Source organism: Streptomyces hamibioticus, from assembly GCF_047946815.1.
Lineage (GTDB): Bacteria > Actinomycetota > Actinomycetes > Streptomycetales > Streptomycetaceae > Streptomyces.
On sequence record NZ_JBKKQY010000001.1, the window covers coordinates 6529618 to 6548596 of the forward strand.

Annotated in this window: 24 protein-coding genes and 1 pseudogene; 12 read left to right on the forward strand and 13 right to left on the reverse strand. The window is 73.8% G+C overall.

Going from position 1 to position 18979, the window contains the following annotated elements; genetic code table 11:
• Window positions 1-17 precede the first annotated feature (17 nt).
• Entirely contained in the window at window positions 18-758 is a 741-nt protein-coding gene (locus ACLGIH_RS29715) for a peptidoglycan recognition protein family protein (protein ID WP_416528358.1), read from the forward strand.
• Between the two features lie 377 nt (window positions 759-1135).
• On the opposite strand, the gene ACLGIH_RS29720 is transcribed toward ACLGIH_RS29715, so the two are convergent.
• The 4 genes from ACLGIH_RS29720 to bioB all read right to left on the reverse strand — a co-directional run bounded on the left by ACLGIH_RS29720 (window position 1136) and on the right by bioB (window position 5292).
• Window positions 1136-1822: a class I SAM-dependent methyltransferase gene (locus ACLGIH_RS29720; protein ID WP_416528359.1), complete on the reverse strand. Its 687-nt coding sequence runs from the start codon at window positions 1820-1822 to the stop codon at window positions 1136-1138.
• Between the two features lie 273 nt (window positions 1823-2095).
• Window positions 2096-2812: a dethiobiotin synthase gene (gene bioD / locus ACLGIH_RS29725; protein WP_416528360.1), complete on the reverse strand. Its 717-nt coding sequence runs from the start codon at window positions 2810-2812 to the stop codon at window positions 2096-2098.
• Window position 2813: 1 nt separating this feature from the next.
• Complete coding sequence (locus ACLGIH_RS29730) at window positions 2814-4100, reverse strand: adenosylmethionine--8-amino-7-oxononanoate transaminase (RefSeq protein WP_416528361.1); 1287 nt, start codon at window positions 4098-4100, stop codon at window positions 2814-2816.
• Window positions 4093-5292, reverse strand: coding sequence for a biotin synthase BioB (gene bioB / locus ACLGIH_RS29735; protein WP_416528362.1), 1200 nt, complete (start codon window positions 5290-5292; stop codon window positions 4093-4095). Before bioB ends, ACLGIH_RS29730 begins: the two co-directional genes overlap by 8 nt.
• Window positions 5293-5461: 169 nt before the next feature.
• On the opposite strand from bioB, the gene ACLGIH_RS29740 reads away from it, so the two are divergent.
• Window positions 5462-6589, forward strand: coding sequence for an 8-amino-7-oxononanoate synthase (locus ACLGIH_RS29740; protein ID WP_416528363.1), 1128 nt, complete (start codon window positions 5462-5464; stop codon window positions 6587-6589).
• Between the two features lie 42 nt (window positions 6590-6631).
• Here the strand turns inward: ACLGIH_RS29740 and ACLGIH_RS29745 are convergent, their stop codons facing one another.
• Both ACLGIH_RS29745 and ACLGIH_RS29750 read right to left on the reverse strand, forming a co-directional pair.
• Window positions 6632-6871: a DUF397 domain-containing protein gene (locus tag ACLGIH_RS29745; RefSeq protein ID WP_416528364.1), complete on the reverse strand. Its 240-nt coding sequence runs from the start codon at window positions 6869-6871 to the stop codon at window positions 6632-6634.
• 10 nt (window positions 6872-6881) lie between these two features.
• A complete protein-coding gene (locus ACLGIH_RS29750; RefSeq protein ID WP_416528365.1) occupies window positions 6882-7742 on the reverse strand; it encodes a helix-turn-helix domain-containing protein in 861 nt (286 codons plus the stop codon).
• A 214-nt stretch (window positions 7743-7956) separates the two neighbouring features.
• Between ACLGIH_RS29750 and ACLGIH_RS29755 the strand changes: the two genes are divergently transcribed.
• Window positions 7957-8421 carry an ATP-binding protein gene (locus ACLGIH_RS29755; RefSeq protein WP_416528366.1) on the forward strand — a complete coding sequence of 155 codons (465 nt, stop codon included), beginning with the start codon at window positions 7957-7959 and terminating at the stop codon, window positions 8419-8421.
• 37 nt (window positions 8422-8458) lie between these two features.
• Here the strand turns inward: ACLGIH_RS29755 and ACLGIH_RS29760 are convergent, their stop codons facing one another.
• The 5 genes from ACLGIH_RS29760 to ACLGIH_RS29780 form a co-directional block, all read right to left on the reverse strand.
• Entirely contained in the window at window positions 8459-8932 is a 474-nt protein-coding gene (locus ACLGIH_RS29760; protein ID WP_416528367.1) for a C40 family peptidase, read from the reverse strand.
• Window positions 8933-9487: 555 nt separating this feature from the next.
• Window positions 9488-9796, reverse strand: a complete 309-nt coding sequence (locus ACLGIH_RS29765; protein ID WP_416528368.1) for a hypothetical protein — start codon at window positions 9794-9796, stop codon at window positions 9488-9490.
• A gap of 7 nt (window positions 9797-9803) precedes the next feature.
• Entirely contained in the window at window positions 9804-10439 is a 636-nt protein-coding gene (locus tag ACLGIH_RS29770; RefSeq protein WP_416528369.1) for an ATP-dependent Clp protease proteolytic subunit, read from the reverse strand.
• A 114-nt stretch (window positions 10440-10553) separates the two neighbouring features.
• The gene (locus tag ACLGIH_RS29775; protein WP_416528370.1) at window positions 10554-10775 is read right to left on the reverse strand and encodes a VOC family protein; all 222 of its coding nucleotides are present in this window, start codon (window positions 10773-10775) and stop codon (window positions 10554-10556) included.
• Between the two features lie 63 nt (window positions 10776-10838).
• Window positions 10839-10967 carry a hypothetical protein gene (locus tag ACLGIH_RS29780; protein WP_416528371.1) on the reverse strand — a complete coding sequence of 43 codons (129 nt, stop codon included), beginning with the start codon at window positions 10965-10967 and terminating at the stop codon, window positions 10839-10841.
• 62 nt (window positions 10968-11029) lie between these two features.
• Here ACLGIH_RS29780 and ACLGIH_RS29785 point away from each other — a divergent pair, with 62 nt between their 5' ends.
• Window positions 11030-11317, forward strand: coding sequence for a type II toxin-antitoxin system Phd/YefM family antitoxin (locus ACLGIH_RS29785; RefSeq protein WP_416528372.1), 288 nt, complete (start codon window positions 11030-11032; stop codon window positions 11315-11317).
• 87 nt (window positions 11318-11404) lie between these two features.
• On the opposite strand, the gene ACLGIH_RS29790 is transcribed toward ACLGIH_RS29785, so the two are convergent.
• Window positions 11405-12433: an ABC transporter permease gene (locus tag ACLGIH_RS29790; RefSeq protein ID WP_416528373.1), complete on the reverse strand. Its 1029-nt coding sequence runs from the start codon at window positions 12431-12433 to the stop codon at window positions 11405-11407.
• 103 nt (window positions 12434-12536) lie between these two features.
• On the opposite strand from ACLGIH_RS29790, the gene ACLGIH_RS29795 reads away from it, so the two are divergent.
• The 8 genes and pseudogenes from ACLGIH_RS29795 (at window position 12537) to ACLGIH_RS29830 (ending at window position 18023) form a co-directional block, all read left to right on the forward strand.
• Window positions 12537-13178, forward strand: coding sequence for a TetR/AcrR family transcriptional regulator (locus ACLGIH_RS29795; protein ID WP_416528374.1), 642 nt, complete (start codon window positions 12537-12539; stop codon window positions 13176-13178).
• Between the two features lie 132 nt (window positions 13179-13310).
• Window positions 13311-13613, forward strand: coding sequence for an urease subunit gamma (locus ACLGIH_RS29800; protein WP_416528375.1), 303 nt, complete (start codon window positions 13311-13313; stop codon window positions 13611-13613).
• Window positions 13614-13626: 13 nt separating this feature from the next.
• Window positions 13627-13938, forward strand: coding sequence for an urease subunit beta (locus ACLGIH_RS29805; RefSeq protein WP_416528376.1), 312 nt, complete (start codon window positions 13627-13629; stop codon window positions 13936-13938).
• Window positions 13931-15652 (forward strand): urease subunit alpha, encoded by a 1722-nt coding sequence (locus ACLGIH_RS29810; RefSeq protein WP_416528377.1) that lies wholly within the window; start codon window positions 13931-13933, stop codon window positions 15650-15652. Before ACLGIH_RS29805 ends, ACLGIH_RS29810 begins: the two co-directional genes overlap by 8 nt.
• Entirely contained in the window at window positions 15652-16326 is a 675-nt protein-coding gene (locus tag ACLGIH_RS29815; protein WP_416528378.1) for an urease accessory protein UreF, read from the forward strand. Before ACLGIH_RS29810 ends, ACLGIH_RS29815 begins: the two co-directional genes overlap by 1 nt.
• Before the next feature lie 4 nt (window positions 16327-16330).
• Window positions 16331-16467, forward strand: a pseudogene (locus tag ACLGIH_RS29820) (FHA domain-containing protein); the annotation flags it as partial.
• 105 nt (window positions 16468-16572) lie between these two features.
• Window positions 16573-17250, forward strand: coding sequence for an urease accessory protein UreG (ureG, locus tag ACLGIH_RS29825; protein ID WP_416529513.1), 678 nt, complete (start codon window positions 16573-16575; stop codon window positions 17248-17250).
• Window positions 17247-18023 carry an urease accessory protein UreD gene (locus ACLGIH_RS29830; protein WP_416528379.1) on the forward strand — a complete coding sequence of 259 codons (777 nt, stop codon included), beginning with the start codon at window positions 17247-17249 and terminating at the stop codon, window positions 18021-18023. The genes ureG and ACLGIH_RS29830 overlap by 4 nt, the downstream gene beginning before the upstream one ends.
• Before the next feature lie 181 nt (window positions 18024-18204).
• On the opposite strand, the gene ACLGIH_RS29835 is transcribed toward ACLGIH_RS29830, so the two are convergent.
• Window positions 18205-18927, reverse strand: coding sequence for a lysophospholipid acyltransferase family protein (locus ACLGIH_RS29835; protein WP_416528380.1), 723 nt, complete (start codon window positions 18925-18927; stop codon window positions 18205-18207).
• Window positions 18928-18979 lie beyond the last annotated feature (52 nt).

Below are 18979 nucleotides of genomic sequence, written 5' to 3' on the forward strand. Positions count from 1 at the left end.
CGGGGAGACCGCGACTGATGGCCACCTTCGTCTCCCGCTCCCAGTGGGGCGCCCGCGCGCCCCGCAGTGTGAGCGGCAACATCACCCCCGCGCAGGGCGGCGTCGTCGTGCACCACGTGGACGCGGTCAAGGTCGCCAGGTCGAACCACGCGGACTGCGCCGCCCAGGTACGGGGCATCCAGAACCATCACATGGACTCCAACGGCTGGTCGGACATCGCCTACAGCCACCTCGCCTGCGTGCACGGCTACGTCTTCGAGGGGCGGGGCGAGAAGGTACGTACCGCCGCGCAGGGCACCACGCAGGGCAATGACGACTGGTACGCGGTATGCGCGCTCACCGGCGGCACCCCCGGCAACTACGACACGGTCACCCCGCAGCTGATCGACGCGATCCGGTACGGCATCAACCGGCTGCGGGTGTCGGGCGGTGCGGCCCGCGCCATCACCGGACATCGCGACCACCGTGGGACGGAGTGCCCCGGCGCCCTCTACGCGCGGGTACTCAGCGGTGAGGTGAACCCCGGCGGCGGACCGCTGCCGTATCCCGGGGTGAGTTTCCGGCAGCCTCCGACGTTCGTGCACGCGAGCGTGGCCACCTGGCAGCACCGGATGAACACGCGGTTCGGGTACGCGCTGTCCGTGGACGGCCAGTACGGCCCCGGCTCCGACGCCGCGTGCCGCGACTTCCAGGCGAAGCGGGGCCTGACGGCGGACGGCATCGTCGGCCCGAACACCTGGGCCGCCGCCTTCTCCTGATCGGCGCGCCCCCGCCCGAGCCGCTGCCGTACGGCTCGGCCGGGGGCCGCGGAGAACCGCAGAACACGTCCTGCAGGGCGCCGGCTGCCGCTCGCCGCACCCGTGGAGAAGTCGGCGGGCGCCGGCGTGCCGGGCATCCCACGGCACCACACCCCGGCCGCGCTCCAGGCCGGTCCCGACGGCCGGTCCCGACGGCCGGTCCCGACGGCCGGCTCGGTGCGGCCGAGGACGGGCAACCGCTCGCCGTGCGCGGCAACGGCACCAGTACGTCCGACCGGGCAGGGGAGAACGGCCGCGGCCGCGCTCACCCATCACGCGCGGGCCTCGGCCGAGGACGGCGGCCCACCGCACCCGACAACCGGGGACCGCACGACGCCTCAGTCCCCGTCCGCGGCCCGCCAGGCCGTGCCCAGCGCGCAGTACGAGCTGGGCAGCCGCGGCCCCTGCTCCGGTACCAGGACCTGCCGGTAGGGGCCCAGGGTGAACCCGGCCTCCCGCAGGCCGGTGACCGGCTCCCGGGACAGGTGGCAGCCGCCGGACACGAGCGGCCAGACCGTCCGGTCCAGGGCGCGCTGGGTGAAGGTCATCACCCGCCCGCCGCCCACGCCGTGCTCCAGGAACCGCACCTCGCCGCCCGGCCGCAGCACCCGGCGCACCTCCGCGAGGGCCCGCGGCACGTCCCGCACGCTGCACAGCACCAGGGACAGCACGGCCGCGTCGAAGGCCTCGCTCTTGACCGGCAGCGCCTCGGCCGCACCCGGCACCACGTCGACCGGTACCTGGGAGCGCACGGCCGCCTCCACGGCCAGGTGCCGCAGCAGCCGCTCCGGTTCGATGGCGACGACCTCCGAGACGCCGCTCGGATAGTGCGCGAAGTTCAGCCCGTTGCCCGCGCCGATCTCGATCACCCGCCCCGAGAGCCCGGCGAGCATCCGGTCACGCAAGGTGCCCATGCCCATGCGGGTCTCGGCGCGGACACTGAACCGGGCGTAGCAGCGGGCGAACAGCGGGTGGTGCACGGCATCCCGCGGCACCGGGCCGGAACGGGCGGGCAGGAACGGCATGGGACCTCCCTCACGAGGCGGCGCCTTACCGCGATTGTCCCCCGTACCGCCCCGGCGCACCCCCGCTGCCGGGCACCGCTTCACGCCCCGCCGCCGGGCGCCGTCCCGCCCCAGCACCGGGCTCACGCCCCGCAGGGGCACCACCTCAGCCCCGCAGAGGGCACCGCCTCACGCCCCTGACGGGCGCCGTCGTACGCCTCGCCGGGGCCCCTTCACGCCCCCGCCGGGGAGCCGTCGCCACGTCCCGCGGGGGCCGCCGTCACGCCCCGCCGCTCAGGGCGCCTCCCGCGCCCGGAACGCCTCCGCGTCCCACGTGCCCTCCAGCCGGGGCGCGAGCCACAGCGGCGCCGCCGCCCGGAAGGCGTCCGGGGCCAGGGACCCGGCGCCGGCGGGCAGGGCACCGAGCAGCGGCACGCCGGAGACGTCCGGAAGGTCGCCGAGGTTGCAGCGCGAGGCCAGGTCCGGCTCCTCGGGCCAGCTGCCGATCACGACGCCGGCCGGCTCCAGTCCGCGACCACGGAGCTCACGCGTCGTCAGCTCCGTGGTGTTCAGCGTCCCCAGGCCGGCCGCCGCGACGACCAGCACCGGCGCGCCCAGCAGCGCGGCGGCGTCCGCCAGGGTGCCGCCCGCCGCGTCGAACCGCACGAGCAGCCCGCCCGCGCCCTCGACCAGCACCAGGTCGTGCTCGGTGGCCAGCTTGGCCGCGGCGTCCGCCACCTCCTGTGGACGCACCGGCGGCCGCCCGGCCCGGCGCGCGGCCGTCGCCGGCGCCAGCGGCTCGGGGTACCGGGCGAGTTCCGCGGCCGTCACGGGCCCCGCCAGGCGCGCGACCTCCTGTGCGTCCCCCGGCTCGCCGGGGCCCACGCCCGTCTGCGCCGCCTTCAGCACGGCCACCGACCGGCCGGCCGCCACCGCGGTCGCGGCGACGGCGGCCGTCACCACCGTCTTGCCGACCTCCGTGCCCGTGCCCGTGATCACCAGTACCGGCATCTCATCCCTCCCGCGCCGCCGCGCACACCGCACGCGCGATCGCCGCCACGTCCGGGTCGCTCGTGACGTACGGCGGCATGGTGTAGATCAGGTCGCGGAACGGCCGCAGCCAGACGCCCTCGCGCACGGCGGCTTCCGTCGCCGCCTTCATGTCCACGGCGTGGTCGAGCTGCACCACCCCGATCGCGCCGAGCACCCGGACGTCGGTCACATGGGGCAGCTCGGCCGCGGGCGCCAGCCCGTCGCGCAGCCCCGTCTCGATGCGCTTGACCTCGGTGTGCCAGTCCTGGCCGAGCAGCAGCTCGATCGACGCGCACGCCACGGCCGACGCCAGCGGGTTGCCCATGAACGTCGGCCCGTGCGCGAGCACCGGCACCTCGCCCCGCGAGATGCCGTCGGCCACCCGCGAGGTGCACAGCGTGGCCGCCAGGGTCAGATAGCCGCCGGTCAGCGCCTTGCCCAGGCACATCACGTCCGGCGTCACCGCCGCGTGCTCCGCCGCGAACAGCGCGCCGGTGCGGCCGAAGCCGGTCGCGATCTCGTCGAACACCAGCAGCACGTCGTGCGCGTCGCACGCCTCGCGCAGCACCCGCAGATACGCGGGGGAGTGGAACCGCATCCTGCCCGCGCCCTGCACCACCGGCTCGACGATCACCGCGGCCAGTTCGTCCGCGTGCTGGGCGACCATCGCGCGCAGGTGCTCCGCGTACGCCTCCTCGTACCCGGCCGGCGGCGCGTCCGCGAACACCTGGCGGGGCAGCACGCCGGTCCACAGCTCGTGCATCCCGCCCTCGGGGTCGCACACCGACATCGGCTGCCAGGTGTCGCCGTGGTAGCCGCCGCGCCAGGTGAGCATCCGCCGCTTGCCCGGGCGGCCGAGCGAGCGCCAGTACTGCAGGCACATCTTCACCGCGACCTCGACCGACACCGACCCGGAGTCGGCGAGGAACACGTGCTCCAGGCCTTCGGGCGACATGTCGACCAGGAGCTTCGCCAGCCGCACGGCGGGCTCGTGGGTGAGCCCGCCGAACATCACGTGGCTCATCCGCTCCAGCTGCCCGCGCGCGGCCTCGTTCAGCACCGGGTGGCTGTAGCCGTGGATCGCCGACCACCACGACGACATGCCGTCCACCAGCTCGCCCGTGCCGTCGGCGAGCCGCAGCCGCACCCCGCTCGCCGACTCCACGACCAGCGGGTCCTGCCGGCCGGGCATCGGGCCGTACGGGTGCCAGACGTGCCGCCGGTCCAGCGCGAGCAGGTCGTCCACGCTCAGCTTCGGGTCAGGCATTGGGCGCGAGATCCGTTCCGGCACCCCGGCGGCGTACGGCGACCAGGTCCGTGCGCGGCTCCTCGGCGGTCCGCGCGGCGGCCGGGGCGGAGCCGCAGACACCACCGCCCTCGTGCGTGCCGCAGCCACCGCCGGTCTCGTGCGTGCCGCAGCCCGCACCGCCCTCGTGCGCACCGCAGCCGGCGCCCGCCCGGTGCTCCGGCAGCGTCACCTGGCCGGTGCCCTCGACCTCGAAGCCGGCGTCCGCGATCATCTCCAGGTCGGCCTTGCCCGCCTGCCCCTCGCTGGTGAGGTAGTCGCCGAGGAAGATGGAGTTGGCCAGGTGCAGGGCGAGCGGCTGCATCGAGCGCAGATGGACCTCGCGCCCGCCCGCGATGCGCACCTCCACGTCCGGGCACACGAACCGGGTCATCGCCAGGATGCGCAGGCAGCGCTGCGGGGTGAGGTGCCACTCCTCGGCCAGCGGTGTGCCGTCCATCGGGATCAGGAAGTTCACCGGCACCGAGTCCGGGTCCAGTTCGCGCAGTGAGAAGACCACGTCGACCAGGTCCTCGTCGCTCTCGCCCATGCCCGCGATCAGCCCCGAGCAGGCCGACAGCCCGGCGGCGTGCGCCTTCTGCACCGTGTCCACCCGGTCGGCGTACGTGTGGGTGGTCGTGATCTCCCCGTACGTCGCCTCGGAGGTGTTCAGATTGTGGTTGTAGGCGTCCGCACCGGCCGCGCGCAGCCGCTCCGCCTGCCCGTCGGACAGCAGCCCGAGGCAGGCGCACACCTCGACGCCCTCGTTCTGCTCCTTGATGGTCCTGATGGTCTCCGAGACCCGGTCCACGTCCCGGTCGGTCGGACCGCGCCCGCTGGCCACCAGGCAGACCCGCTTGGCGCCCCCGGCCACACCCGCCGCCGCGGCCTCGGAGGCCTGCCCGGGCTTCAGCCAGGTGTACTTCAGGATCTCGGCCTTGGAGCCGAGCCGCTGGGAGCAGTAGGAGCAGTCCTCCGGGCACAGGCCGGACTTGAGGTTGACGAGGTAGTTGAGTTTCACCCGTCGGCCGAACCAGTGCCGGCGCACCTTGCCGGCCGCGGCCACCACATCGAGCAGGTCGTCGTCGGAAGTCGCGAGGACGGCCAGCGCCTCCTCGCGGGTCGGCAGCTCGCGCCGCAGCCCCTTGTCCACCAGCGTGTTCAGCAGGTCCATGGGAGCCGATCCTGTCCTACTCAAGGCCCTCGGGCCAAGGAGACTTCGCACAACAGAGGCGGTTCACCGTGTGGGTATCGCCACACCGTGCGTCGCCGGTGCTGCCGCTAGTGTCTGTTCACTGCCTACAAAACACCGTCTGAGCAACCCGTCCGGGGAGGACCGACCCATGGCGTTCGGCTGGATCGACGAGCAGGCGGCGCTGCGCCGCCGCGCAGGGCTGGTACGGACCCTGCGCCCGCGCCCGGCCGACTCCGCGCTCCTCGATCTGGCGAGCAACGACTATCTGGGCCTGGCCCGGCACCCGGAGGTCACCGAGGGCGCCGCCCGTGCCGCGCGCACCTGGGGCGGCGGTGCCACCGGCTCCCGGCTGGTCACCGGGACGACCGAGCTGCACGCCGAGCTGGAGCGCGAACTGGCCGCCTTCTGCGGTGCCGAGGCGGCACTCGTCTTCTCCTCCGGGTACGCGGCCAACCTCGCCGCGGTCACCGCGCTCGCGCCGCACGGCTCCGTCGTCGTCTCCGACGCGGGCAACCACGCCTCCCTGATCGACGGCTGCCGGCTCGCCCGCGGCAGCACCCAGGTCGTGGCGCACGCCGACCCGGAGGCGGTGGGCAAGGCGCTGGCGACGCACGACGGTCCCGCGGTCGCCGTCTCGGACACCGTCTTCTCGGTCGACGGCGACGCCGCTCCGCTGGCCGCCCTGGCCCGGGTGTGCCGGGAGCACGGCGCCGGACTGGTGGTCGACGACGCGCACGGCCTCGGCGTCCTCGGGGACGGCGGTCGGGGCGCCCCGCACGCCGCGGGGCTCGCGGGCGCCGACGACGTCGTCGTCACGGTGACGCTGTCGAAGTCGCTCGGCAGTCAGGGCGGCGCCGTGCTCGGCCCCGCCCGGGTGATCGAGCACCTGGTCAACGCGGCCCGGACGTTCATCTTCGACACGGGCCTGGCCCCGGCGTCGGCCGGAGCGGCGCTCGCGGCGCTGCGCCTGTTGCGTCGCGAGCCCGGGCGGGCGGCCCGGGCTCGCGAGGTGGCGGCCGAACTCCACGCACGGCTCACGGCCGCGGGCCTGGACTCGGTGCGTCCCGACGCCGCGGTCGTGTCCGTGCGCGCGCCCTCCCCGGAGGGGGCCGTGCGGTGGGCGGCCGACTGCCGTGCCGCCGGCCTGGCCGTGGGCTGTTTCCGCCCGCCCTCCGTGCCCGACGGCATCTCACGGCTCAGGCTGACGGCCCGTGCGGACCTCTCCGGGGATCAGATCGAACGCGCTGTACGGGTGATCGGCGAAACGCGGCCATGAGTCGGCGTGGCACGGCCGTGCGTCGCCCGGTGGCGAGCGGATCTACGAGCGGACCCGGCTGCGCAGCCCCGCGGTGAACCCCGCCCAGCTCCCGGGGGAGAAGAGCAGCGCGGGACCCGCCGGGTTCTTGGAGTCGCGCACGGCGAGCAGCCCCGCCCAGGGCCCGGCCGCCGGCCGGGCGGTCTCCACGCAGTTGTTCGCTCCGGTGCTGTAGCTGCTGCGCAGCCACCGCACTCCGTGCAGTCGGGTACTGGATGTGACGTGCCCAGGCAGTGCGGGCATGGTGGCCTCCTTACGCGCCGGCCGCTGTCGCGGCGATGAAATCCAACGAGTCGTCGGGCGAAAGGGCGTGTTTCCGAAGGGCGTTGAAGGCCTCGGTGTAGGCCTCTAGGTCTTCTTTCCGTTCGAGATGGAGGCTACTCGTCAAGTGGTCGAGAACAACCACGTCCAGATCAGAAGTGCTCGAAAAGGAGAAGATTACGAAAGGGCCGGTGACTCCGATGTGCGCCCCGGCGGCGAACGGCAGTACCTGGAGGCGTACGTGGGGCAGCCGGGCCGCCGTCACCAGCCGCTGTAGCTGACGGGCCATCACGCCGGGGCCGCCGACCTCGCGGCGCAGCACCGCCTCGTCCAGGACGGCGCTCAGCCGCAGCGGCGGGTCCGCCCGCAGCACGTCCTGCCGGGCCAGCCGCACCTCCACCAGGGTGTCCAGCCGCTCTTCCGGCAGCCCGTCCGCGGCGGCCCGGGTGACCGCCCGGGCGTACTCCGGCGTCTGCAGCAGCCCGGGGACGACCGTGGTCTCCAGCGTGCGCATCGCGCTGGCCTGGGACTCCAGGCTGATGAAGTCCCGGTAGGTGGGCGGCAGCACCCCGCGATAGGCGTGCCACCAGTGGTGGCGGCCGCCGTCGCCGTCGGAGCCCGCCAGCGTCAGCAGCAGTTCCCGCAGCTGGGGGTCGGTCACGCCGTACGCGTCCAGGAGCAACCGCACATCGGCCGGTTTGGCCCCGCTCGTGCCGGTCTCGATCCGGCTCACCTTCGACTGGTGCCAGCCCACCAGCCGGGCGGCCTCGCCGCTGGTGATGCCCGACGAGGTGCGCAGCGCACGCAGCTCGGCGCCCAGTTTCCGGCGGCGCACCACGGGACCGTGCTGCATGGGCCACTCCTCTACTCCTTATGAGCCGCCCGAATACGGTCTGCCGTCGCAGAGTTCACCGCTTCGAGCGACAGATATATGCATATCTTGGCGGATCGCCACCCTTCACCGGTGTGCTGATGGCAGTCTGGCGGGCGAAGCACCAGTCCGGGACCGTACTCGAACCATCCGCTCCATGTCGGACTGCGGTCCCGTGGGAAGGGACGACGTCGCCATGGCAGACCATCTGGAAGCATCCGTCACTCTGCCGAGCGATCCCGCCTCGGTCTCCGCCGCCCGCACCTACGTGGTGGGAACCCTGGCGGAGTGGGGCCTGCCGGCGGAGACGGACGTGTCCGACACGATCCGGCTCATCGTCTCCGAGCTGGCCACCAACGCCGTCCAGCACACGCTCGGGCAGTCGCCCACCTTCACGGTGGACCTCGCCCTGGACCGGGACGAACGGCTGCGCATCGGCGTCACGGACAGCCATCCCCGCTTCCCCAAGCGGCTGCCCGCGGCCGTGCAGCAGGACAACGGACGGGGCATGGTGATCATTCGCTGGCTGACCGCCGAGTGCGGCGGCAGACTGAGAGTCAGGCCCACGCGCGAGGGCGGCAAGACCGTCTCCATCGAACTGCCGTGGACCAACCCGGCCACCGAGCCGGTCCCCACCGCGGGCCGGCGTCCGAGGGGGTGAAGGGCCGCTCCGAGCGGCCGTCACCCCCTCGGACGGATCAGTTCACGCGCCCGTACCAGACGCTCTTGGACCAGATCTTCTGCAGCCGCACCACGTCCCCGGTCTTCGGAGCGTGCCAGATCTTGCCCTTCCCGGCGTAGATCCCGACGTGGTACACGCTCCGGCCCGAGTGGAAGAACACCAGGTCTCCGGCCTTGCGGTTCTTGGCCGAGATGTGACGGGTCTTGTTGTACTGCTGGGCGGCGGTGCGCGGCAGCTTCTTGCCGGCCTTCTTGAACGAGTACAGCGTCAGCCCCGAGCAGTCGAACCGGTGCGGCCCGGTGGCGCCGTACTTGTACGGGGCGCCCTTCTTGGCGGCCGCCACCTGCAGCGCCTTGGTGGCGTGACTCGCGGCGGCGGCCTCGGAGGCGGCACCGGGGACCACGATGGAGCCGCCGACGGCGGCGAGCGTGAGGGCGGAGGCCGTACCGGCCCGGGCCATGAGAGACGGGACACGATTGAGCGCGGTCATGCGCAACCCTTCGTCAGCCGCCTGTGAAGGATGACCTGTCGGATTCGGGCTGGCGAAGTTGCCCGGCCGCACGAGTGCGGCTTCACCCCAAGGGCTGCTCGGCCCGGCGCCTCCTGCGCGGAGACGTCGTCCCGGCGACCCGTCGTGCTTGGGTCCTCCACTCCTGCCGATCCACTCCTGTCGACCGGTCATCCGGACGGCGGCAGGACTCGGCGTCCGCCCGGATCGCCCCGCCGCTGTGGCGGGGTCTTGTCGTCAGTCCGGATCTTGCTCCACCGAAGTCGGAAAATCCCAACGGAACCGGGGATTTGTGTTGTTACTCACCGCTCGCCCGTTCAGGTGGACGGCGTGGTGTTCGAGGTGGTGCCGGGCGGGCCGAGGAGCGCCGGACCAGCAACGGAGGGGTCGGTCACGCCTCTTGGCCGGACGGGACGCGCAACCGCGACGGGCCCGAAGAACGAGGACTTTCTACGCCGAAAGGGGGTAAGCCGTTTGGTCCGTTTCACCGCCGGTCCCGACGCGGGGGGCCGGCGGGGGCCCGTGTCGGGCCCCGCGTCAACCGGCGGGGGGCGGCGGCAGCGCGACCCGGGCCGTGCGCCGTTCGCCGTCCAGCACGCGCAACGCCCGGGCCAGGGTGGCGGCGTGCAGTTCCGTCTCCCCCCGGTGGTGCATCAGCGCCAGTGCGTCACGCAGGTCCGCCGCCCGGCCGACCAGGGCCTGTGCGGCGCGCAGGCCGCGGTAGGTGTCTCCGTGGTGCGCGGGGTTGATGCGGCCCACCAGGTCGACCACGTCCAGGTATCGGTCGATCAACTCGGCCTCGGCGCGCGTCAGGGCGGGCAGCGGTGGCAGCTCGGGCGGCAGCATCGGCGGTTCACCTCGCGCCGGGTGCGGGCCGGGCGTCCCTGCGGCCGGGCACCACACGGTCCACCAGGCCGTACTCCAGGACCTGCCGGGCGTCCAGGACCAGGTCCCGTTCGATGTCCGCGCGCACCTGCTCCGGGGTCCGGCCGGTGTGGCGTACCAGCATCTCCTCCAGGCGGGCCCGGACGCGGGTCAACTCTTCCGCCTGGATGGCCAGATCGTCGGCCTGCCCCCGCACCGGCTCGGTCAGCGCGGGCTGACCGAGTACGACGCGGGCCCCCGGCAGCACGGCGCGCTTGCCCGGCGTGCCCGCGGCCAGCAGCACGGCGGCAGAGGAGCCCGCCTGGCCCAGGCAGGTCGTCTCCACGTCGCAGGAGACGTACCGCATCGTGTCGTAGATGGCCGTCATGGCGCTGAAGGAGCCGCCGGGGGAGTTGACGTACAGGGCGATGTCGCGGTCCGGGGCCTGGTGCTCCAGGTACATGAACTGGGCCATCACGTCGTTCGCCGACGTCTCGTCGATCTCCGTGCCGAGAAGGACGATCCGCTCCTCCACGAGCTTCGAGTACGGGTCCCGCGTCCGGTTCCCGAGGCTCGTGCGTTCGGTGAACTCGGGCAGGACGTGGCGGGCGGACGGTCGGGTCATGGCGAACCCCTCCTCGCGGCAGAGCCGGCTCCGTACGGTCTTGCAAAAATGTACAGGACGTACGTTGCGCTCGTGGGGCGATCCGCGGTTCGCCCGCAACGGACGGCCGGAGCTTCAGGTGCCCTCCGGCGGCTCGTGCAGGCCGAACCGGGAACCCTGGTCGTCGCGGCAGAGCGTGAACCGGCCGGACCGGGTCACCGCCCCGGCGTCCTGACCGTCCTCCTCACCGATGCCCTCCACCGATCCGCCCAGCTCCCGCACCTTGGCCACGGCGGCGTCCAGGTCGTCGACCCGGAAGAAGAGATGCGGGGACGCCCTCGGGTCCCCGCCGTGCATTCCGCCCGGCACCCCGTCGGTGCCGGCCGAGAGACCCCGGCCGGCCGGGCCCGGTTCCAGGGTTCAGCCGAACAGGGCGCCGTAGAAGGCGCGCCCCCGCTCGGGGTCCCGCACGCCGAGTTCGAAGAACGGCGGTTCGCCGGCCATGGGGACCTCCTGCTGCCCAGAGCGCTGCCGTGCCCCCCGTCCCATGGTCCTGCGCGGGTGGCCGCAGCGCAGCCGGGTGGCCGTGACCGCCGCCGTAAGCTGGGGTCATGGCCTACGAGATTCCGGTGACGCAAGCCAGGGCTGAGCTCGCCGACCTGATCAACCGCGTGGTGTACGGCGGTGAGCGCGTCGTCGTGACGCGGCACGGCAAGCCTCTCGTCGCCCTCGTCTCCGCCGCCGACCTCGAGCGCCTGGAGGAGGCCCAGGAGCCCTCGGGGGACCAGGTCGTCACCTCGGTCTCCCGCGTCCGCGACGCCGCCGCCGGCGTGCCCGGTGAGCGCCCGTCGCACCGCTTCGGCATCGCGGCGGAGCACCGGGGGCCGAACCCGTCCTGACGCGGGACACACGCGCAGCACCCCGGCCGCAGGGTGCCCACCGTCCTGCCGGACGGGGCGCCCGGCAGGACGGGCGCCCTCCCGGAATCAGCCGATCGGCGCCGGCTCGCGCCCGGCCACGGGGGCCGCGCCGGACGCACGGCTTCGCAGTGCGCCGCCGAGCAGTACCGCGCCCAGACCCAGCGCCGCCCACCAGGCCAGGGTGAGCGCCGGTCCGGTGGCCCCCGCGCCGCCGAAGAAGGACACCGAGCGCAGCAGCGAGACGCCCGCACCCGGCGGCAGCCACTGGCCGATCGCCCCCACCGGCTCGGGCAGCATCTCCGGCGCCGACGCCGCGCCCGAGAACGGATTGCCCAGCAGCATCACCAGGAACGCCCCGAGCGCGGTGCCCGGCCGGCCCAGCAGCGCCCCGAGCCCGGCCACCGCGCCGGCCACCGCCAGCGTCGACAGCCCGAGCACCCCGGCCACGGCCCACCAGCTCCCCGCGGCCGCCTCCAGCCAGCTGTGCGCGATCCCTGCGGCGACCACGCCGACCAGGGTCGCGGCGCCGACGAGGAAGCCCACCGCGCGCACCCCGCGCAGGCCCAGCAGGGACACCGCGGCGCCGGTGGCGATCCCGGCCAGGGCGAGCGGCAGCACGCTCGCCGTCAGGGCGGCGCCCCGCGGGTCCGACGCGGGCGCGGGCACCACGTCGACCGTCTCCACCCCGGCGCCGGTGCCGGCTGGCCGCTCCGCCACGGCCTGCCGCAGCAACTGGGCGACGGCGGGGCTCGCCGCGGACGCGGTGAGCAGCTTCGGGCCCTGCCCGGTGACGACGACAGCGCCGTAGACCGTCCGGTCCTCGATGGCGGCTCGGGCGGCGGCCTCGTCGGCGTAGCGGTGGATCTCGAAGGCCTCCCCCTGCCGCCCGAGTTGCTGTTCGGCCTGGGCGGCGGCGCTTGCCGGTCCCGCCACGCCGAGCGGCAGATCGCGGGGGGCGGTCCGGGCGGCGGGCCAGGCGAAGGCCCACAGGGCCAGCGCGACCAGGGCGGGGACCAGGAGGACGACGGCGATCGCGCGGCGGCCGGGGGCGGCCGGCCGCGGCGGTGCCGGTGACGGTGGCGGTGACGGGGGCATGAGCTCCTCCGTTAAAAAGAAGGATCGTTCGTTTTGGGTGCTTCCACCGTCCTGCGGTCCGTGCGCCTTGTCAAGAAGGAACGTTCGTTTTAGCTTGGGGGCCATGGCTCGTGTATCCCAGCAACACCTGGACGCCCGCCGCCGGCAGATCCTCGACGGCGCCGCCCTGTGCTTCGCCCGCAACGGCTTCCACGCCACCTCCATGCAGGACGTGCTGAAGGAGACCGGACTGTCCGCGGGCGCCGTCTACCGGTACTTCAAGGGCAAGGACGAGCTGATCGCGGCGATCGTCACCGAAGTCCTCGGCGTGGTGCGGGACATGTACGAGCGCGCCGCCGAGGAGAGCCCGCCGCCCACGCCCGACGTCCTCATCGCCCGGACGCTGGCCCACATGAAGGAGTCGCGTCCGACGGTCCTGGAGGGCGGCGAGTGGATGTTCCCGCGCCTGATGATGCAGGTCTGGGTCGAGACGGTGCGCAACCCCGAACTGACGGCCCTGCTCAAGGAGGGGTTCGGCACGGTCCGTGCGGCCTGGGTCAAGGTCGCCGACAGCTACCGGGAGGCCGGGCTGATGTCCGCCGAAGCCGACGCGGACGCCCTGGCCCGGGTGATGATCGCCGTCGTGCAGGGCTTCGCCGTCCAGACCGTCCTCTTCGGCGAGCCGGCCGAGGAGACGCTGCGTGACGGTCTGCGGGCGCTCATGAGCCTGCAAAGAACCGACCAAGAAGTCGCCCCGGGCAACTGAAACGGATCTTCGTCGGGTTAACGTGACCGAAACTCGGCACAACTAGCCTGCCGACCCGGCCATCTGCGCTTCCGTTCGTGGCCGCGGCGACCGGACCCCGCACGGTCCGGAGCGAGATCTGTGAGGTGGCACGTGCAACTGACCCCGCACGAACAGGAACGGCTGCTGATCCATGTGGCGGCCGACGTCGCCGAGAAGCGCCGGGCCCGAGGTCTGCGGCTGAACCATCCCGAGGCGGTCGCGCTCATCACCTCGCACATCCTCGAAGGCGCGCGGGACGGCCGCACGGTCACCGAGCTGATGTCCTCCGGACGCAAACTGCTCACCCGGGACGAGGTCATGGACGGCGTCCCGGAGATGATCCACGACGTCCAGGTCGAGGCGACCTTCCCGGACGGCACCAAGCTCGTCACCGTCCATGACCCCATCGTGTGAAAGGGCCGGTGCCGTGATTCCCGGAGAGATCCTCTTCGCCGACGGGCCGATCGTCTGCAACGAGGGCCGCGAGGTCACTCGGCTGACCGTCCTCAACGCCGCCGACCGGCCCGTCCAGGTCGGCTCCCACTACCACTTCGCCGAGGCCAACCCCGGCCTGGAGTTCGACCGCGCCGCGGCGCGCGGCAAGCGGCTCGACATCGCCGCCGGTACGGCCGTGCGGTTCGAGCCCGGCATCCCCGTCGACGTCGAGCTGGTCCCCGTGGCCGGGGCCCGTGTCGTGCCCGGACTGCGCGGCGAGACCGGAGGTGCCCTCGATGCCTGAGCTGTCCCGCGCCGCCTACGCCGACCTGTTCGGCCCCACCACCGGCGACCGCGTCCGGCTCGCCGACACCGACCTGCTGATCGAGATCGAGGAGGACCGCTCGGGCGGGCCCGGACTCGCCGGCGAGGAGGCCGTGTTCGGCGGCGGCAAGGTCATCCGCGAGTCGATGGGCCAGTCCCGGGCCACCCGCGCGGACGGCACCCCGGACACCGTCGTCACCGGCGTGGTCATCGTCGACCACTGGGGGATCGTCAAGGCCGACGTCGGCATCCGCGACGGCCGGATCACCGGCATCGGCAAGGCCGGCAACCCCGACACCATGGACGGCGTCCACCCGGACCTGGTCATCGGCCCCGAGACCGAGGTCATCGCGGGCAACGGGCGGATCCTGACCGCCGGTGCCGTCGACGCGCACGTCCACTTCATCTGCCCGCAGGTCGCCGAGGAGGCCCTGGTCTCCGGCATCACCACGCTGGTCGGCGGCGGTACGGGACCGGCCGAGGGCTCGAAGGCCACCACCGTCACCCCGGGCCCCTGGCACCTGGCCCGGATGCTGGAGGCGATGGAGGCCCACCCCGTCAACGTCGGCCTGCTCGGCAAGGGCAACACCGTCTCGCACGAGGCGATGCTGTCCCAGATCCGGGGCGGCGCGGTCGGCCTGAAGATCCACGAGGACTGGGGCGCGACCCCGGCCGCCATCGACGCGGCCCTCACCGTCGCCGACCGCACCGGTGTCCAGGTCGCCATCCACACCGACACCCTCAACGAGGCCGGGTTCGTGGGCGACACGCTCGCCGCGATCGGCGGTCGCGGCATCCACGCCTACCACACCGAGGGTGCGGGCGGCGGCCACGCACCGGACATCATGACCGTGGTCTCCGAGCCGCACGTGCTGCCCAGCTCCACCAACCCGACCCGCCCGTTCACCGTCAACACCGTCGAGGAACACCTCGACATGCTGATGGTGTGCCACCACCTCAACCCGGCGGTGCCCGAGGACCTGGCCTTCGCCGAGTCCCGCATCCGGCCCTCCACCATCGGCGCCGAGGACGTGCTGCACGACCTGGGCGCGATCTCCATCATCTCCTCCGACTCCCAGGCGATGGGCCGGGTCGGCGAGGTGATCATGCGGACCTGGCAGACGGCCCACGTGATGAAGCGGCGGCGCGGCGCGCTGCCGGGCGACGGCCGCGCGGACAACCACCGCGTCCGCCGCTATGTCGCGAAGTACACGATCAACCCGGCACTCGCGCAGGGCCTCGCCCACGAGATCGGCTCCGTCGAGACGGGCAAGCTCGCCGACCTGGTGCTGTGGGAACCGGCGTTCTTCGGCGTCAAGCCGCTGCTCGTGCTCAAGGGCGGGCAGATCGCCTACGCGCAGATGGGCGACGCCAACGCCTCCATCCCGACCCCGCAGCCGATCCTGCCGCGCCCGATGTACGGGGCGATCGGGCGGGCACCGGCCGCGAACTCCGTCAACTTCGTCGCCGGCGCGGCGCTCGAGGACGGGCTGCCGGAACGGCTGGCGCTCGGCAAGCGGTACGTGCCGATCGCCTCGACGCGCGGCGTCACCAAGGCCGACATGCGGGAGAACGACGCGCGGCCCGACGTGCGGATCGACCCCGACAGCTTCGCCGTGCACATCGACGGCGAACTGGTGGAGGCGGAGCCCGCCGCGGAACTGCCGATGGCCCAGCGCTACTTCCTCTTCTGATGTCCCGGGCGACGCTGCTGGTACTGGCCGACGGGCGCTTCCCCGCCGGCGGGCACGCCCACTCCGGCGGGGCCGAGGCGGCCGTGCGGGCCGGCCGGGTCACCGACGCGGCGAGCCTCGCGGAGTTCTGCCGGGGACGGTTGCACACGACGGGGCTGGTGTCGGCCGCGATCGCGGCGGCGGCCGCGGTCGGTGCGGATCCGGTGGAGCTGGACGCGGCGGCGGACGCGCGGACGCCGTCGCCCGCGCTGCGGGGCGCCGCGCGGCGGCTCGGGCGGCAGCTGCTGCGGGCCGCGCGGGCGACCTGGCCGTCCGGTGAACTCGACGCCCTGGCACGGGAGTTTCCCAAGGGAGCGCATCAGCCGGTGGTGCTCGGAGTCACGGCGCGCGCGGCGGGGCTGGGGGCCGCCGACGCGGCGTACTGCGCGGCGTACGAGAGTGTGAGCGGGCCGGCGACGGCGGTGGTGCGGTTGCTGAGCCTGGATCCGTTCGAGGCGACGGGGGTGCTGGCCCGGCTGGCGGGGGAGGTGGACCGGGTCGTCGACCGGGCGGTGGAGGCGGGACGGGGAGCAGCCGAAGACGGGGTCGACGCGCTGCCCGCGGCGTCGTCGCCGTTGCTGGAGATCGCCGCGGAGCAGCATGCGGGGTGGGGTGTGCGGTTGTTCGCGTCCTAGATTCTCGCCCCCGCCGCCCCTTCCCGTCCCGACCCCGGGGGCTCCGCCCCCGGACCCCCTGGTCGGCCCGGACGGCCTCGTCCTCAAGCGCCGGACGGGCCGAGAGGCCGGTCCGGTCCCGGCACGGATGCCGGACGGACTGGGAGAAGCCCGGCCGGTCCCGGCCGCGGATGCCGGGCGGGCCGTGTCAGGTCAGTCAATTCAGGCCAGTCGATCCAGTCGATCCAGTCGATAAGGAGCCGTCTCATGCATCTGGACCACTCGCACTCCGCCCCCGCCCTGAGCGCCGACGCCCGGCGGCCCGACGGGAGTCGTCGGGCGTTGCGCATCGGGCTCGGCGGGCCCGTCGGGTCCGGGAAGACCGCGACCGTCGCCGCGCTCTGCCGGGCACTGCGCGACGAGCTTTCCCTCGCCGTCGTCACCAACGACATCTACACCCGGGAGGACGCCGAGTTCCTGCTCCGCGAGGCCGTGCTGCCGCCCGAGCGGATCAGCGCCGTGGAGACGGGCGCCTGCCCGCACACCGCCATCCGTGACGACATCTCCGCCAACCTGGAGGCCGTCGAGGACCTGGAGGAGGAGGCCGGGCCGCTGGACCTGATCCTGGTGGAGTCCGGCGGGGACAATCTCACCGCCACCTTCTCCAAGGGCCTCGTGGACGCGCAGATCTTCGTCATCGACGTGGCCGGCGGCGACGACATCCCGCGCAAGGGCGGGCCCGGCGTCACCACCGCCGACCTCCTCGTCGTCAACAAGACCGACCTCGCACCGTACGTCGGCTCCGACCTCGCCCGGATGGCCGCCGACGCCAAGGAGCAGCGCGGTGAACTGCCGGTCGTGCTCCAGTCGCTGCGCGCGGAAGCGGGGGTTCGGCAGGTGGCCGACTGGGTGCTGGGCCGGCTTGCCGTGTGGACGTCGGCATGAGGGTGCCGGGCGGGGTGCGGGCGACCGCGCGGATCGTCGCGCGCGGTGACGGGCGGGGAGGTACGTCACTGCCCGTGCTGGAGGGCGAGGGGCCGCTCGCCCTGCGGCGCACCCGGGGGAGCGGGGCCGAGGCCCGGGTCATGCTGGTCGGCGCCATGAGCGGACCGCTCGGCGGTGACCGCCTGGCCGTCGAGGCGGACGTGACCGCGGGCGCCCGGCTGCGGGTCGGGTCGGCCGCCGCCACCATCGCGCTGCCGGGAGCGCACAAGGGCCCGGCCCGCTACGACGTCCGGATCGGCGTCGCCGACGGCGCCGAACTGTGCTGGCTGCCCGAGCAGTTGATCTCCGCAGGCGACAGTGAGCTGTACGTCACCACGCGCGTCGATCTGGCAGCCACCGCCCGGCTCGTGCTGCGCGAGGAACAGGTGCTCGGCCGGGCCGGTGAGGAACCCGGGCGGCTCGCCGGCCGTCTTGCCGTGCGGATCGCCGGGCGGTGCGTGCTCGACCAGGAGCTGGCCTGCGGGCCCGGCGCCCCGGGCGGGTGGGACGGCCCCGCCGGGCTCGCGGGCCACCGCGCCGTCGGTCAGCTGGTCGTCGTACGGCCGGAGTTCGGTGCGGCGCCCGCGGCGGCCCGTGTGCTGCCGGCGGGCGCGGCCGTGATGCCGCTGGCCGGGCCGGCGGCGCTGGTGACGGCCGTGGCGCCGGACGCGCTGCGGCTGCGCCGGGTGCTGGACGAGGGGTTGGCCGCTCTCGACGGGCACGCGACGCGCTGAGACGCCGGTGAAACGGCCCACTTCGCGCCCCCCTCCGCGCCACTTCGCCCCCCTGCGCCGCCTCGCGGCTGTCCGCGCCGCCCTCGGCGAGCGGCACCCCGGCCTCACCGGTGTCGGGAGCCGACAGGCCCGCCGCCCCTCACGCCGCCCGTGCCGCCGGCCGCGCTGCCCGGCGCGGAGGTCAGCGGCGCGGCAGGCGCGGGAACCGGCGGCCCTGCGCCGCCCGCTGTTCCTCCTCGGCCTTGACGACGGCCGCATACCGGTCGACGTACTCCTGCCCGGACAGCGCCAGGATGGCGTACATGATCTCGTCGGTGATGGCGCGCAGCACCGCTTTCTCGTCCTCCATGCCCGCGTAGCGGGAGAAGTCCAGCGGCTCACCGAAACGGATCACCACGGGATGGAGGCGTGGCACGACCTTGCCCGGCGGCTGCGCCTCGAAGGTGCCGATCATCGCGCAGGGGACGACCGGCACGCCCGCCCTGAGCGCCATCACGGCGACCCCCACCTTGCCCTTGTAGAGCCGGCCGTCGTGGGAGCGGGTGCCCTCGGGATAGATGCCGAGCAACTCGCCCCTGCCCAGCACGCCGAGCCCCTCGCGGATCGCGGCCCGGCCCGCCTCCTTGCCGGAGCGGTCGACCGGGATCTGCCCGGCGCTGCGGAAGAAGAACGCGGTCAGCCGCCCCTTGAGGCCGGGGCCGGTGAAGTACTCGGCCTTGGCGAGAAAGGTGATCCGGCGCCTGAGCACCGCGGGCATGAGGAAGTGGTCCGAGAACGACAGGTGGTTGCCGGCGACGATCGCCGGCCCCGCCGCGGGTACGTTCTCCCGCCCCTCGATCCGCGGCCGGAAGACCAGTCGCAGCAGCGGACCCAGCAGCACGTACTTGAGCAGGTAGTAGAACATCGCGCGCCCCTCACTCCGCCGTGACCCACGTGCACGTGCGGATCCGTATCCG